This is a genomic window from Rhodococcus sp. 27YEA6, assembly GCF_044908235.1.
Classification (GTDB): Bacteria; Actinomycetota; Actinomycetes; order Mycobacteriales; family Mycobacteriaceae; genus Rhodococcus_F; species Rhodococcus_F qingshengii.
In genome coordinates, this window is record NZ_JBIYCY010000012.1 from 23,008 (window position 1) to 36,978 (window position 13,971).

The 13,971-nt window shown below is 63.0% G+C and carries 14 protein-coding genes; 9 read left to right on the forward strand and 5 right to left on the reverse strand.

The window, feature by feature from the left end; translation table 11 throughout:
• Positions 1-200: 200 nt before the first annotated feature.
• The 8 genes from ABH939_RS24565 to ABH939_RS24600 all read left to right on the forward strand — a co-directional run bounded on the left by ABH939_RS24565 (position 201) and on the right by ABH939_RS24600 (position 8,878).
• Positions 201-1,643 carry an MFS transporter gene (locus tag ABH939_RS24565; RefSeq protein WP_003944479.1) on the forward strand — a complete coding sequence of 481 codons (1,443 nt, stop codon included), beginning with the start codon at positions 201-203 and terminating at the stop codon, positions 1,641-1,643.
• Positions 1,640-2,521: a ribokinase gene (locus ABH939_RS24570; protein WP_054826983.1), complete on the forward strand. Its 882-nt coding sequence runs from the start codon at positions 1,640-1,642 to the stop codon at positions 2,519-2,521. Before ABH939_RS24565 ends, ABH939_RS24570 begins: the two co-directional genes overlap by 4 nt.
• A gap of 53 nt (positions 2,522-2,574) precedes the next feature.
• Positions 2,575-3,396 carry a MerR family transcriptional regulator gene (locus ABH939_RS24575; RefSeq protein ID WP_404650274.1) on the forward strand — a complete coding sequence of 274 codons (822 nt, stop codon included), beginning with the start codon at positions 2,575-2,577 and terminating at the stop codon, positions 3,394-3,396.
• Between the two features lie 39 nt (positions 3,397-3,435).
• A complete protein-coding gene (locus ABH939_RS24580) occupies positions 3,436-5,535 on the forward strand; it encodes a RecQ family ATP-dependent DNA helicase (RefSeq protein ID WP_404650275.1) in 2,100 nt (699 codons plus the stop codon).
• Between the two features lie 160 nt (positions 5,536-5,695).
• On the forward strand, positions 5,696-6,211 hold the full coding sequence (gene ectA / locus ABH939_RS24585) for a diaminobutyrate acetyltransferase (protein ID WP_003944572.1): 516 nt from the start codon (positions 5,696-5,698) through the stop codon (positions 6,209-6,211).
• Between the two features lie 48 nt (positions 6,212-6,259).
• Positions 6,260-7,522, forward strand: coding sequence for a diaminobutyrate--2-oxoglutarate transaminase (gene ectB / locus ABH939_RS24590; RefSeq protein ID WP_007731008.1), 1,263 nt, complete (start codon positions 6,260-6,262; stop codon positions 7,520-7,522).
• Positions 7,523-7,537: 15 nt separating this feature from the next.
• A complete protein-coding gene (locus ABH939_RS24595; protein ID WP_003944463.1) occupies positions 7,538-7,936 on the forward strand; it encodes an ectoine synthase in 399 nt (132 codons plus the stop codon).
• A gap of 9 nt (positions 7,937-7,945) precedes the next feature.
• Complete coding sequence (locus tag ABH939_RS24600; protein ID WP_064113177.1) at positions 7,946-8,878, forward strand: D-isomer specific 2-hydroxyacid dehydrogenase family protein; 933 nt, start codon at positions 7,946-7,948, stop codon at positions 8,876-8,878.
• A 44-nt stretch (positions 8,879-8,922) separates the two neighbouring features.
• Here the strand turns inward: ABH939_RS24600 and ABH939_RS24605 are convergent, their stop codons facing one another.
• Positions 8,923-9,444: a VOC family protein gene (locus ABH939_RS24605; RefSeq protein ID WP_082900893.1), complete on the reverse strand. Its 522-nt coding sequence runs from the start codon at positions 9,442-9,444 to the stop codon at positions 8,923-8,925.
• A 50-nt stretch (positions 9,445-9,494) separates the two neighbouring features.
• On the opposite strand from ABH939_RS24605, the gene ABH939_RS24610 reads away from it, so the two are divergent.
• Entirely contained in the window at positions 9,495-10,352 is an 858-nt protein-coding gene (locus ABH939_RS24610; RefSeq protein ID WP_042450219.1) for an NAD-dependent protein deacetylase, read from the forward strand.
• Here the strand turns inward: ABH939_RS24610 and proB are convergent.
• The 4 genes from proB to rplU form a co-directional block, all read right to left on the reverse strand.
• Entirely contained in the window at positions 10,325-11,428 is a 1,104-nt protein-coding gene (proB, locus tag ABH939_RS24615) for a glutamate 5-kinase (protein WP_003944552.1), read from the reverse strand. The two genes, ABH939_RS24610 and proB, sit on opposite strands and share 28 nt — an antisense overlap.
• 44 nt (positions 11,429-11,472) lie before the next feature.
• Positions 11,473-12,924: a GTPase ObgE gene (obgE, locus tag ABH939_RS24620; RefSeq protein ID WP_003944579.1), complete on the reverse strand. Its 1,452-nt coding sequence runs from the start codon at positions 12,922-12,924 to the stop codon at positions 11,473-11,475.
• A gap of 231 nt (positions 12,925-13,155) precedes the next feature.
• Positions 13,156-13,425: a 50S ribosomal protein L27 gene (gene rpmA, locus ABH939_RS24625; protein ID WP_003944532.1), complete on the reverse strand. Its 270-nt coding sequence runs from the start codon at positions 13,423-13,425 to the stop codon at positions 13,156-13,158.
• Between the two features lie 42 nt (positions 13,426-13,467).
• Complete coding sequence (gene rplU / locus ABH939_RS24630) at positions 13,468-13,779, reverse strand: 50S ribosomal protein L21 (RefSeq protein ID WP_003944533.1); 312 nt, start codon at positions 13,777-13,779, stop codon at positions 13,468-13,470.
• Positions 13,780-13,971 lie beyond the last annotated feature (192 nt).

Sequence of the window (13,971 nt, forward strand, 5' to 3'; positions counted from 1 at the left end):
CTTACTTGCCGGTAGTCCGGAGCCCTGAGGGTTCCGGACACTGCCGCGGGCCAGAGCCGTGCGACGGGGGTCGCAACGAGCCACAGGGCACGCGGACGCTCGATTTCCCGACCGGCTCATCGGCGAGTGGGCAACGAAAAGATGCGTGCATCAGGTACGTGCCCCGCTCGGTTCGATGATTGCGCTGGGGAGCGCATGTCATGACTACACCAGAGAACTCGATCAGCGCTCTCGAAGTGGCCGAATCACCCGATGTCTGCGTCACCGACAATGCGTCCGTCAAGCGCGCTGTCAAGGCAACGATGCTCGGAAATGCCATGGAGTGGTTCGATTTCGGCGTTTACGCATATCTAGCTACCACTATAGGAAAAGTGTTCTTCCCGGACGCGAGCGGCAGCGCTCAACTCCTCTCTACCTTTGCAATTTTTGCGGCAGCCTTCATCGTCCGCCCACTCGGCGGATTGTTCTTCGGTCCACTCGGTGACCGCATCGGACGCAAGAAAGTCCTGGCCACCACCATCATTCTGATGGCGGGCAGCACCTTCGCCATCGGCCTCATCCCGAGCTACGAATCCATCGGTATCGCCGCCCCGATCCTGCTGGTACTCCTACGCCTACTGCAGGGCTTTTCCACCGGCGGCGAATACGGCGGAGCCAGTACGTTCGTCGCCGAATACGCACCGGACAAGCGCCGCGGTTTCTTCGCCAGCTTCCTCGAATTCGGTACTCTGGCAGGATATGTGGCGGCAGCGGGCATCGTGACGATCATCCAGACCGTTGTCAGTGCCGAGGACCTACTCCAGTGGGGCTGGCGCATCCCCTTCCTCATTGCCGGACCTCTGGGTCTCATCGGCCTGTACCTCCGTCTGCGTTTGGAGGAAACTCCCGCATTCCAGATGATGGAGCAGGCCGAAGAGCGCTCCCTCGCAGATGAATCCACAGGCAAGAAACTACGCGAAACTCTCGTCGACAACTGGCGTCCGCTTGTTCTGTGCATCGTCCTGGTGGCCACGTACAACATCGCTCACTACGGACTGCTCAGCTACATGCCGACATATCTGACCAACACGTTGGGTTACGACGAATCCCACGGACTCGTTCTGATGATCATCGTCATGATCGTGATGATGATGGGAATCAGCTACGTCGGAAAGTTCTCGGACCGCGTCGGGCGTAAACCCTTGCTGCTCAGCGGTTTCATCGGATTCTTCGTCCTGTCCCTGCCTGCCTACCTTCTGATCGGCGTCGGCAACTACGTGACGGTCTTCCTGGGACTCGCAATTCTCGGCGGCTTGCTCCTGCTGTTCGTCGGTGTGTTCCCGTCCGTGCTTCCCGCACTCTTTCCGACCGGAATCAGGTACGGCGGCTTGGCAATCGGATACAACCTCGCGGTCTCCATCTTCGGCGGGACCACTCCCCTGGTGCTCACCGCCCTCGAAAGTGCAACGGGCAGCAACTTGGTCGCACCGATGTACATGATGATCGCCGCCGTGATCGGCGGTATCGCAGTCCTGATGATCCCCGAGACCGCACGCAAGCCACTCGACGGCTCTCCGCCCTCCGTCGCCACCGACGAGGAAGCACGTCGGATCATCCGCAAGGTTCGTCGAAAGAGAATGAAGGCCGATAACCTCGAGGTATGAGCACGCCTCGAATCGTCGTCGTCGGCAGTATCAACATGGATCTGACCACGTCAGTGTCCAGATTCCCAGCTCCGGGAGAAACGCTGCTCGGCACTGCCTTTGCCACCGCGGCGGGAGGCAAAGGCAGCAACCAGGCCATCGCCGCCGCGAAGGCCGGTGGGGACGTGTCGTTCGTCGGCGCGGTCGGCGACGACGGTTTCGGCACCCAATTGCGCGAGACCCTGCAAGACGCCGGGGTCGACACCGCGTTGCTTCGTAGTGTCGACGGCCCGAGCGGCGTTGCCGCCATCACCGTGAGCGAGGACGCGGAGAACAACATCATCGTCGTCCCGGGCGCCAATTCCTCGGTCACCTCGTTGTCCGAAGTAGACCTCGACGCGATCGCACACGCCGACGTTCTCCTGTGCCAACTCGAAATACCCCTCGACACGGTCACCACAGCGGCCCGGCACGCGCGCGCCAACGGAACAACTGTCATCCTCAATCCTTCACCGGTACAAGACCTTCCGGGCGCCCTGATCGAGTCTGTCGACATCCTGATCGTCAACCAGACCGAGTCGGAGCAGTTGTCCGCGGTCACCGGTCGCGTCCGATACCTCGTCACGACGCTCGGGGCCGGCGGCGCGGATCTCCGGTCGGGCGAGGAGACAATCCACGCCGACTCCCCGGCCGTGACACCCGTGGATACAACTGGCGCAGGCGATGCTTTCACCGGCGCCTTCGCCGTGGAGTGGGTGCAGGGCCAGGACCGCGCCCTGCAGTTCGCTGTCACGGCGGGAAGTCTGGCGACGACGGTCCGCGGCGCGTCGGTGTCGTCACCCACTCGCGCTGCGATCGAAAAAGTCCTGAACCGACAGCTTGACTCTGACACCGTGTGAGGTCGTAAACCTGTAGGTATCGGGTTTGTGAGAGAGAAACGGGGCGAGCAAGGATGTTGAGCATCGGAGACTTCGCGAGAGCAGGTCGTGTGTCGGTGCGCATGCTCCGCCACTACGACGCCATCGGTCTGCTCAGACCCGCGAGGGTCGACGCATCCACCGGGTATCGCTCGTACACCGCGGGCCAGTTGGCGCTGCTCAACCGCATCGTCGCTCTCAAGGAGTTGGGCCTGACTCTGGCCCAGGTCCAGCAAGTGGTGGAGTCGGCGGTCACCGTCGACGAGATCCGCGGGATGCTCACGCTTCGCCGAGCAGAACTCGAAACCCGAATCCAGGAAGACACCGCGCGACTGGCGCATGTACAGGCGCGCCTACGGATCATAGAAAGTGAGGGACAGATGTCCGCATACGAGGTTGTGATCAAGTCAGTTCCGGCGCTGCGGGTCACGGAGTTGACCGGTACCGCCAAGACGATGGATCCGTCGTCGATCGGCCCGGTGGTTCGCGGGTTGTACGAGCGCCTTTGTACCGGTTTGGATCGTGCCGGTATCGCCGCGATCGGACCCGCTGTCGCTTACTACGAGGATGCCGGTGACGACGAGAACGTCGTCGTCCATGCGGCGCTACCGGTAGACGCGAATCCCGATGGCGACTACGAGTTCGCTGTGGTGGACCTGCGGGCCGAAGAGCACGTGGCCTCGCTGCTGCACAAGGGTTCGATGGACAACTGCCTGCCCGCTTATCAGGCGTTGGCCCAATGGATCGACGCAGCGGGATACCTCAATGCCGGCCCCAGCCGTGAGGTGACGCTGGCGTGCCCGGAGGATGTCGACGGCTGGGTCACCGAACTGCAGGAACCTGTTGCCAAGGCCTGAAGCCCGCACGTGTCGGCAGGGTCGTGCACCATGGGGTCCATGACCACCGCCACTGCCCCAGCCATGCGCGACGAAGCCGAGCGGCTGCTCCGCGAACTCGCGGGGCCGGATGCCCGCCTACGCGAGGACCAGTGGACGGCCATCGAGGCGCTGGTGGTGCAGCGCAAACGCGCGCTCGTCGTACAGCGGACCGGCTGGGGCAAATCTGCGGTCTACTTCATCTCGGCGAAGCTGCTCCGGGCAACGGGCCACGGCCCCACCGTCATCGTCTCTCCGTTGTTGGCCCTGATGCGAAACCAGGTCAGTTCTGCCGAACGTGCCGGAGTGCGCGCCGCAACCATCAATTCGGGCAACGTCACCGAATGGGACGACATCCATGCCCGCGTCGCAGCCAATGATCTCGACGTCCTTCTGGTCAGCCCCGAGCGCCTGAACAACCCTGACTTCCGCGATCAGGTGCTCCCGGCCCTGGCAGCTGATGCCGGCCTGGTCGTAGTCGACGAGGCTCACTGCGTTTCCGACTGGGGCCACGACTTCCGTCCCGACTACCGCCGCATCAGGACCTTGATCGCCGAACTCGGCGAGGGCATTCCCGTCCTCGCAACCACGGCGACGGCCAACAACCGCGTCGTCGAGGACGTGTCCGCCCAACTCGGCGTCGGCGGTGAGGAAACCCTCGTCCTTCGCGGCGGGCTCGAACGCGAATCGCTTCACCTCTCTGTAGTCCACATTCCGGAGGCGACGGCGCGCGCTGCCTGGCTTGCCGACATGCTCGAGACGCTGCCGGGTTCGGGCATCATCTACACGCTGACGGTTTCGGCCGCGCGCGACCTCGCAAGCCTGCTCTCCGAGCGCGGCCATACCGTCGCCGCCTACACGGGCCAGACCGATCCCACTGAACGTGAATCTCTCGAGCAGGACTTGTTGGGTAATCGCGTCAAGGCTCTGGTGGCCACCTCGGCACTCGGGATGGGCTTCGACAAGCCTGATCTCGGGTTCGTCGTCCACCTCGGCGCACCGTCGTCGCCGATCTCGTACTACCAGCAGGTGGGCCGCGCCGGTCGTTCCACCGACAGGGCAGACGTGATCCTCCTGCCTGGCGCCGAGGACAAGCAGATCTGGAGTTACTTCGCCTCGGTCGCCTTCCCCCGCGAGCACCTGGTCCGCAGCGTCATCGAACACCTCGACACCGAAAAGGCCACGTCGACACCGGCACTCGAACCTCTGGTGGAGCTCAATCGCACGCGTCTCGAGATGGTCCTCAAAGTCCTCGACGTCGACGGCGCGGTCAAACGCGTCAAGGGCGGGTGGATCAGCACCGGCGAACCCTGGGTGTACGACGCCGAGCGCTACGGCCGACTCGACGACGCTCGCCAGGCCGAGCAGGCCGCAATGGTCGAGTACCAGAGCATCACGACGTGTCGAATGACCTTCCTGCGTGAACAACTCGACGATCCTGGTCTGACCTCGGAGAACTCACAGTGCGGTCGCTGTGACAACTGCACAGGCAATCGCTACGACACCACTGTCGACACCGCCGCCCTCGACGAGACTCGGGCGCGCTTGCAGCGCCCCAAATTCGACCTGGAGCCGCGCAAGATGTGGCCGACCGGCCTGAGCAAGCTGGGCGTCAAGCTGTCCGGGAAGATCACCGAGGGGCCCGAAACCGGGCGCATTCTCGGACGGATGTCGGACCTGGGCTGGGGTCAACGTCTCCGCGCGCTTTTCGACGGTCCCGACGCCGAGGTACCCGATGCGGTGGTCAGCGCGTGTATCAGCGTTCTGGCCGCCTGGAATTGGGCCGAGCGACCCACCGGTGTCATGGCCCTCGAATCCACAACGCATCCTTTGTTGGTGTCGAGCCTGGCTGCCAAGTTGGCCGAGGTCGGGCGATTGACCGACCTGGGCACTCTTCGCTTGCGCCCCGACCACCCTCCGGTGTCGGCAGCAAACTCCGCCTACCGCGTGTCCGGACTGGTCGATGTTTGGGAAGTCCCGGACATGAGCATCCACCAGGGACCGATACTTCTTGTCGACGCAATCGCCGATACCGGTTGGACTTTCACGATGGCCGCGCGCGCACTTCGACAGGCTGGTGCTCACTCTGTACTTCCGTTGGCGCTCGCAAGCCCGAAATAGCGAGTTTTTGCCCGAAATAGTCGCTCCGACAACGGCAAAAGTTACATAATGTGAGCACCATCACATTCATGTCCTCACCTGGGGCGCAACGGGTTCCACACGGCCCGAAACGGACATCTGCATGACTTCGACAGCAATGATTGTTACGTTCAGATGACCGATGAAGCCTGTTGATACGAGAGCTATCCCGACCACCGCGCCGGACGCGGTGTTGTTCAGAAGCCCACAGATCGATGACGGAGTCCGGCTCTGGGAGATCGCACGTGATTCGAAGGTGCTCGACCTCAATTCGAGTTATGCATACCTGTTGTGGTGCAGGGATTTCAGCGCGACGTCCATCGTCGCGGAGGTAGACGGCCGCGTAGTCGGATTCGTTTCCGGTTATACCCGTCCCAGCGCGCAGGAAACCCTGTTCGTGTGGCAAGTTGCGGTCGACGAAGACCAGCGCGGCAAGGCAATTGCTGCCCGCATGCTGTCCGACTTGATGGATCGCACTGCCCCACTGGGTGTTACACATCTGGAGACCACGATCAGCCCCGACAACGAGGCTTCGATCGCACTCTTCACCGCGCTCGCACGTCGGCGCGAAGTACCGATAACCAGGCAGACCTTGTTCTCGCCCAACGATTTTCCCGATGGACACGAAGCCGAAGATCTTTACACGATCGGCGCCTAGCGCACTTCGCGCTCGGCATACAGCATGCCCCGGAGGAACAAAGAAGATATGAATATCAACGAAGCAAGCATTTTTGAAACCCTCGAGTCCGAGGTTCGCAGCTACTGCCGTGACTGGCCCGCAGTGTTCACCAGCGCATCCGGATCCTGGATTCGTGACGAGAACGGGCGCGACTACCTCGATTTCTTCGCCGGTGCCGGCGCCCTCAACTACGGCCACAACAACCCGGTGCTCAAGTCCGCACTGGTCGACTACATCATGAGCGACGGCATCACGCACGGTCTCGACATGTCGACAGTCGCCAAGCGTGAGTTCCTCGAGACCTTTCAGCGCAACATCCTCGAGCCGCGCGGCCTGGACTACAAGGTCCAGTTCCCCGGCCCGACCGGATCGAACACCGTCGAGGCTGCACTGAAGCTGGCCCGCAAGGTCACCGGACGTTCGGCAGTCATCAACTTCACCAACGCATTTCACGGAATGACACTTGGTGCACTCTCCGTGACCGGCAACTCGATGAAGCGCGCGGGCGCCGGTGTCCCCCTCGTGCACACGACACCGATGCCCTTCGACAACTACTTCGACGGCGTCACCGAGGACTTCCAGTGGTTCTCCCGCGTTCTCGATGATTCCGGCAGTGGAATCAACCGCCCCGCGGCAGTGATCGTCGAAACCGTGCAGGGTGAAGGTGGCGTCAATGTCGCTCGCCCCGAATGGCTTCGGGCGCTGGCAACACTGTGCTCGGATCGCGGAATCCTGTTGATCGTCGACGACGTCCAGATGGGTTGCGGCCGTACCGGCCCGTTCTTCTCCTTCGAAGAGGCCGGAATCGTTCCCGACATCGTCACGTTGTCCAAGTCGATCAGCGGCTACGGAATGCCGATGGCGCTCACGCTGTTCAAGCGTGAACTCGACGTCTGGGGACCGGGCGAGCACAACGGCACCTTCCGCGGCAACAACCCGGCGTTCGTCACCTCCAAGGTGGCACTCGACCACTACTGGTCCGACGACGCACTCACCAAGACGACGTTGAAGAAGGGCGCACGCATCAGCGAATGCTTCGCCAACCTCTCCGATCAGTTCCCCGGCGAGGTCTCGCACCGCGGGCGTGGCTTGGTTCAGGGCCTCGTCTTCGAACAGCCCGAGCGCGCCGGCAAGGTCTGCCAGTTGGCATTCGACGAGGGATTGCTCGCCGAGACCTCCGGACCCTCCGACCAGGTTGTGAAACTGCTTCCCGCACTGACGATTACCGACGACGAGCTCGAGCACGGCCTCTCCATCCTGGCCGAGGCGACACTCAAGGTCTGCAGCTAGAGGAAGGACTCTCCCATGATCGTTCGCACCACCACCGAGATCACCGACACCGACCGCGACATCACGAGTGAGGACGGCAACTGGCGCAGCAAGCGCATCGTCCTCGGCGGCGACCGCGTCGGGTTCTCGTTCCACGAGACCACCATCAAGGCGGGTTCGGTCAACGAGTTCCATTACGCCAACCACGTCGAGGCTGTCTGGCTCGTCGAGGGCACCGGCAAGCTGATCGACCTCGACAACAACAAGGAATACGATCTCGCACCGGGGTCGATGTACCTGCTCAACGGCCACGAGCGTCACCGCGTCGAGCCGGACACGCAGATGCGCATGCTGTGCGTGTTCAATCCGCCGGTCACCGGGCGCGAGGTGCACGACGAGAACGGTGTCTACCCACTGGTGGAGGTCCCCGCGTAGCGTCTAGTCATGGCGACTGACACCTCTCCACGCGTAGCGATCGGCCCCGTCCCCGATGCACTGCTCGACAGCGCGGTGCTTCGGGGCGGCGGTCTGATCAGTCCGATCGACACTGCGGACGCCCTGATCTGGGCGGGCTCACCCGAGACCTTTCCGTCGGTGTTACCGGCGTCGGTCAGGTGGGTGCAGCTTCCGTCGGCGGGAATCGAGGATTGGTTCGACTCCGGTGTGATTCCGAGGGACACAGAAATCACGTGGACCTCGGCGGCCGGTGCATTTTCGGCGTCGGTGGCCGAGCATGCACTCATGCTTCTCTTGGCCGGAGTTCGTCACTTGCCTGCACACATCGAGGCTCGAACGTGGCGTCAGTTCGAGTTCTTTCCCAAGATCGGCACCCTCCGTGGCTCGACGGTTGCGATCATCGGCGCAGGCGGTATCGGCCGCGCGCTGATTCCGATGCTGGCCGCGCAGGGGGCGGACAGCATCGCAGTCAATCGTTCCGGTAGCCCGGTCCCCGGGGCGATCTCCACGTACCCCGCATCCAGAATGGATGAAATCTATTCTCGCGCAGATCACTTCGTGATTGCTGCGCCCGCCACCCCGGCCACCCGTCACCTCGTGGGTCGTGCGCAGTTGGCGGCGATGCAACCCCATTCCTGGGTGATCAATGTCGCGCGCGGATCACTGGTCGACACCGACGCACTGGTCGAGGCCATCGAGTCGGAACAGATCGGCGGCGCCGGTCTCGACGTCACCGATCCCGAACCCCTCCCGGACGGTCACCCACTGTGGGATCTGACGAATGCGATCATCACACCCCACGATTCCAATCCGCCAGGCGTTCGCCCCGCCGCCTTCGCGGATCACGTCTCCAAGAACGTGACCCGCTTCGCGAAGGGTGAGGCGCTGGCTGCCCTCGTGGACCCAGTAGCCGGATACTGAGCACGCCGCCGAAGCTCGAATGCTCGGACCACGGTTGCCACAAATTACTGTGGCGACTGCGTCTCCGGAAAGAAAAGCGCCCGCGCCCGGCGAGCGACCTCTTCGGCAGGTACATCCTCGACCTTCGTGCATACTGCCCACCTGTGGCCGAACGGATCGAGAAACACTCCATGCCGGTCGCCCGAAAATGTATCGGCCACAGCCGTGACCAGCGTGCCTCCCTCGGCGACTGCCCGAGCGACAAACTCGTCCGTGTCCTCGGTGTAGACGACGATTGACGAATGCACCCAGCCGCCCTGTGGTGATTTGAGTCCGAAGTCCGGCATCTCCTGCGAGAGCTGCAGCATCGAATCGCCGATCCGGATCTCCGCATGCATGAGGGAGCCGTCAGGTGCGTTCATCGCATCGACTATCTCAGCTCCAAGTGCTCGTTTGTAGTAGTCGAGTGCGGCATGGCCGTCCGGCACCGCAAGGTAGGGAGTGATCGTGCGGTAACCAGCAGGGATCGGGTTCACTGTGTTCATGTGTACGAGTATTGGCGATCGCACACGTGTTCTATTGAACATTTCGGACTTCCTCCGCGCCTCCGTCTCGCACACGCGCCTATCCTGGAACGGTGCCTACCGACAACAGCCGCCTCGACGCCCTCCCCGAGCTCCTGGCCGGCCGTCGCCTGGCAGTTCTGACAGGCGCCGGCATCTCCACCGACTCCGGAATCCCGGACTACCGCGGACCTGATTCACCCCCGCGCAATCCGATGACGTTCCAGCAGTTCATCGGCGATCCGGCGTTTCGGCGGCACTACTGGGCGCGCAACCACATCGGCTGGCGATACATGGACAGCTCCCGCCCCAACCAGGGCCACCGGGCCGTCGCGGCACTGGAACGAACAGGGCGAGCCGTCGGCGTGATCACCCAGAACGTCGACCTCCTGCACACCAAGGCCGGCGCGCGAAACGTCATCGACCTCCACGGCACCTACGCGCAGGTTCGATGCCTGAGCTGCCAGCGGCTGATCTCCCGTACCACTCTCGCGGAGAGACTGGAAGAAGCCAATCCTGGATTCGCCGAAACAGTCGCTGCTGCAACAGGAGTCGAAATCGCACCCGACGCAGATGCCGTGATCGAATCCACCGCACACTTTCGCGTCGTGGATTGCGCCGTGTGCGGTGGCTTACTCAAACCGGACATCGTCTACTTCGGCGAATCCGTCCCCAAGGAACGCGTCGCCCGTGCGTACAGCCTCGTCGACCAATCCGACGCACTGTTGGTAGCCGGGTCGTCGTTGACCGTGATGTCCGGCCTACGTTTCGTCCGGCATGCCGCCAAGACCGGGAAGCCGATCGCCATCGTCAATCGAGGCACGACTCGCGGCGACGAATTCGCCGACCTCAAGCTCGAAGTCGGTTGCGCTGAAGCACTTTCCGCCCTCGTCGAACACGAAAGCTACAGCGCCACCAAGTCGTCCGCGTGAACCACAGGACGCTGCATGTCGGCCGGTAGATCGGTAGTGGAGCGCCCCAGGATCTCCTCGATCTCCGCAGCGTCGAACGCAACGACACCCCGGGCGACGGGCTTCTCCCCCGGCCCCATCAGGGACACGACGTCGCCGGCGTGGAAGTCACCGGATACACCGACGATGCCAGCGGACAGAAGGCTTCGACGCTTGGACACGACCGCGCGGACGGCGCCTTCGTCGAGGTGGAGGTCACCCGATGTGTCAGCGGCGTGACGAACCCAGAATCGGCGGGCCGACAATCGCGTCGGCCGCGGCGCAAATGCCGTTCCGACATCGGCACCACTGAGTGCCTGCGCAGCGTCCGATGCTGCCGCGAGCAGAACCGGCACGCCGGAATCAGCGGCCAGGCGTGCTGCTGAGAGCTTCGACGCCATGCCTCCGGTACCGAGGGCGCCACCCGAACCGGCAACCACACCGTCGAGATCCTCGGGACTGTTGACCTCGGGAATCAGTGTGGCATCGCCCTTTCGGGGATCCCCGTCGTACAGTCCGTCCACATCCGACAACAGGATCAACGCGTCGGCGCCGACCAGATGAGCAACCAGTGCAGCCAGCCGATCGTTGTCACCGAATCGAAGTTCGGTGGTGGCAACGGTGTCGTTCTCGTTCACGATCGCCACCGCGTGCAATGCCCGTAGACGATCGAGTGTCCGTTGGGCGTTGCGGTGCTGCGTCCGTCGAGCGATGTCGTCAGCCGTGAGTAGAACCTGCCCGACGGTACGCCCGTAACGGGCGAACGACGTACCCCAGGCGTGAGCCAGAGCCAACTGACCGACGCTGGCCGCAGCCTGCTTGGTCGCGAGATCCCGCGGTCGCTTGGTCAGTCCCAGCGGCGCCAGTCCGGCGCCGACGGCACCGGACGAGACAACGACGACATCGGAACCCGCACGCATGCGAGCCTCGATGGCATCGGCCAACAGATCGAGTCGGTGAGTATCGAGTCCCGCCACCAGACTGGTGAGCGCAGACGACCCGATCTTCACGACGATACTGTGAGCCGACGCTATCGACTCCCTGGTGGACCCGAGCACAGTCCCGTTCCCTCTCTTCGGTTTTCGTCCTGAAATCGCGTGGGTCAGGCGTCTTCGTCGAGCAAGCCGCGGCGGACACGACGCGCGTGCTTGCGCTCGTCGGCGCCGATGCGCTCCACCTGATCGAGACGCGGGTCGGTTCCACGGCCCGTGCGGGTCAGATCGATACCGGCCGGCGTCATCGGCTCCCACTCGAAGCTGACGTCACCGATGGTGACGGAAGCTCCTGGCTGAGCGCCCTTCTTGACCAATGCGTCCTCGACGCCCAATCGAGCAAGACGGTCGGCGAGGTAACCAACGGCCTCGTCGTTGTCGAAGGCGGTCTGACGAATCCACCGCTCCGGGCGGGTGCCTCGGACGACGAACCCACCGGGAATATCGGGATCCTTCTCGATGGTGAAGCTGGAATCCTTGACCTTGACCGGGCGAATGACCTGGCGCTTCGGCTCGGGCTTCGGATGAGCTTCGCGGTAGTCGCGGACCATCTTCGCCAGCGCGAATGTCAACGGTCGCAATCCTTCTCGGCTCACCGCCGAGATGGTAAAGACCGGCCATCCGCGAGCTTCGATCTCAGGCGTGACCATTTCGGCCAATTCGGCGGCCTCGGGAACGTCGGTCTTGTTGAGGATGACGACGCGCGGGCGCTTGTCGAGGTCACCGAGTCCCGAGTCGCCGGAGAGCGCGGGCGTGTACGCGGCCAGCTCTGCTTCCAGGGCGTCGATGTCGGATATCGGGTCACGTCCCGGATCGAGGGTGGCGCAGTCGATCACGTGCGCCAATACGGCGCAGCGTTCGATGTGGCGCAGGAAGTCCAGGCCCAAACCGCGGCCTTCGCTTGCACCGGGGATCAGCCCGGGCACGTCGGCGACGGTGAAGGTGGTGTCACCGCTCGAGACGACGCCGAGGTTGGGGACCAGAGTGGTGAAGGGGTAGTCGGCGATCTTCGGCTTGGCCGCAGAGAGAACGGACACCAGCGAAGACTTACCGGCGGAGGGGAATCCGAGCAGACCGACGTCGGCTACCGACTTGAGTTCGAGAACCAGGTCACGCTCGACACCGTCCTCACCGAGGAGTGCGAAACCGGGCGCTTTGCGGGCTTTCGAGGCGAGTGCTGCGTTGCCGAGTCCGCCGCGACCGCCCTGAGCGGCGTCGAAGCGTGAACCGACTCCCACGAGGTCGGCAAGCACGTTGCCGTCGGTATCGAGAACCACAGTTCCATCCGGAACCTTGAGGATGAGGTCTTCACCGTTTGCACCCTCGCGGTTACTGCCGGCGCCCTGCTTGCCGTTGGTCGCCTTCGCGTTGGGATGGAAGTGAAAGTCGAGGAGGGTGTGGATGTTCTCGTCGACCACGAGGATGACGTCGCCACCGCGACCTCCGTTGGCACCGTCCGGACCGCCGAGCGGTTTGAACTTCTCGCGGTGTACGGAGGCGCAACCATTGCCGCCTTTTCCAGCGCTGACGTGCAGCACAACACGGTCAATGAATCGGGACATGACTGCCGGATCCTTCCTCAGTCAATTGCGGGTCTCACGCGATGAGCTGAACTTCTGGTGAGCAGGGTTGCTCGGGGCAAAACGGGTACTGCTTAAACAAACGATAGGGGCGGACCGGGTTATTTCAACCCTGGTCCGCCCCTATCGGGAGCTTGGAACGCGTCACTCTCTTACCGAAAGCAGAACCGGCTTACCGAAGTAGAACCGATGACGCACAACTAGCGAGAAAGACTAGACCTCAGCCGCAACGACGGCCGGAACGATGTTCACGGTCTTGCGTCCACGCTTCTGGCCGAACTCGACTGCGCCGGCAGCGAGAGCGAACAGGGTGTCGTCGCCGCCACGGCCGACGTTGACGCCGGGGTGGAAGTGCGTGCCGCGCTGGCGAACCAGGATTTCGCCTGCGCTGACCGACTGGCCGCCGAAGCGCTTCACGCCGAGGCGCTGGGCGTTTGAATCGCGACCGTTACGGGAGCTGGATGCACCCTTCTTATGTGCCATGCTATTGACCCTCCTCGGGTGAAATTAGCTAGAAAGAACTGGTTACTTGATGCCCGTGACCTTGAGCACCGTGATCGGCTGCCTGTGGCCCTGACGCTTGTGGTAACCGGTCTTGTTCTTGAACTTGTGGATGCGGATCTTCGGGCCCTTGGTGTGCTCGACGATCTCACTGGTGACTGCGACCTTGGCCAGCTTGGCCGCGTCGGTGGTCAGGTCGGATCCGTCGACCACGAGAACGGGAGCAAGCGAGACAGCAGTGCCGGGCTCACCCTCGATCTTCTCGACCTTGACGAGGTCACCAACAGCGACCTTGTACTGCTTTCCGCCGGTCTTGACGATCGCGTACGTTGCCATCGGAGGGCTACCCCTTGCTTCTTCGAACTTGCTCGCGCTGCTGCCTGAGGCTTCAAATGCATCGCGACTGGTCTGGTTTATGTCACCTCGGCTCGGCACTGACGTACCGGGACATTCACGCGCACTCTAGGCACACGGAATCTCTACCGCCGGGTGGCGACCCTCCAAGGTTACGGGAAAGCAACCGTCAGG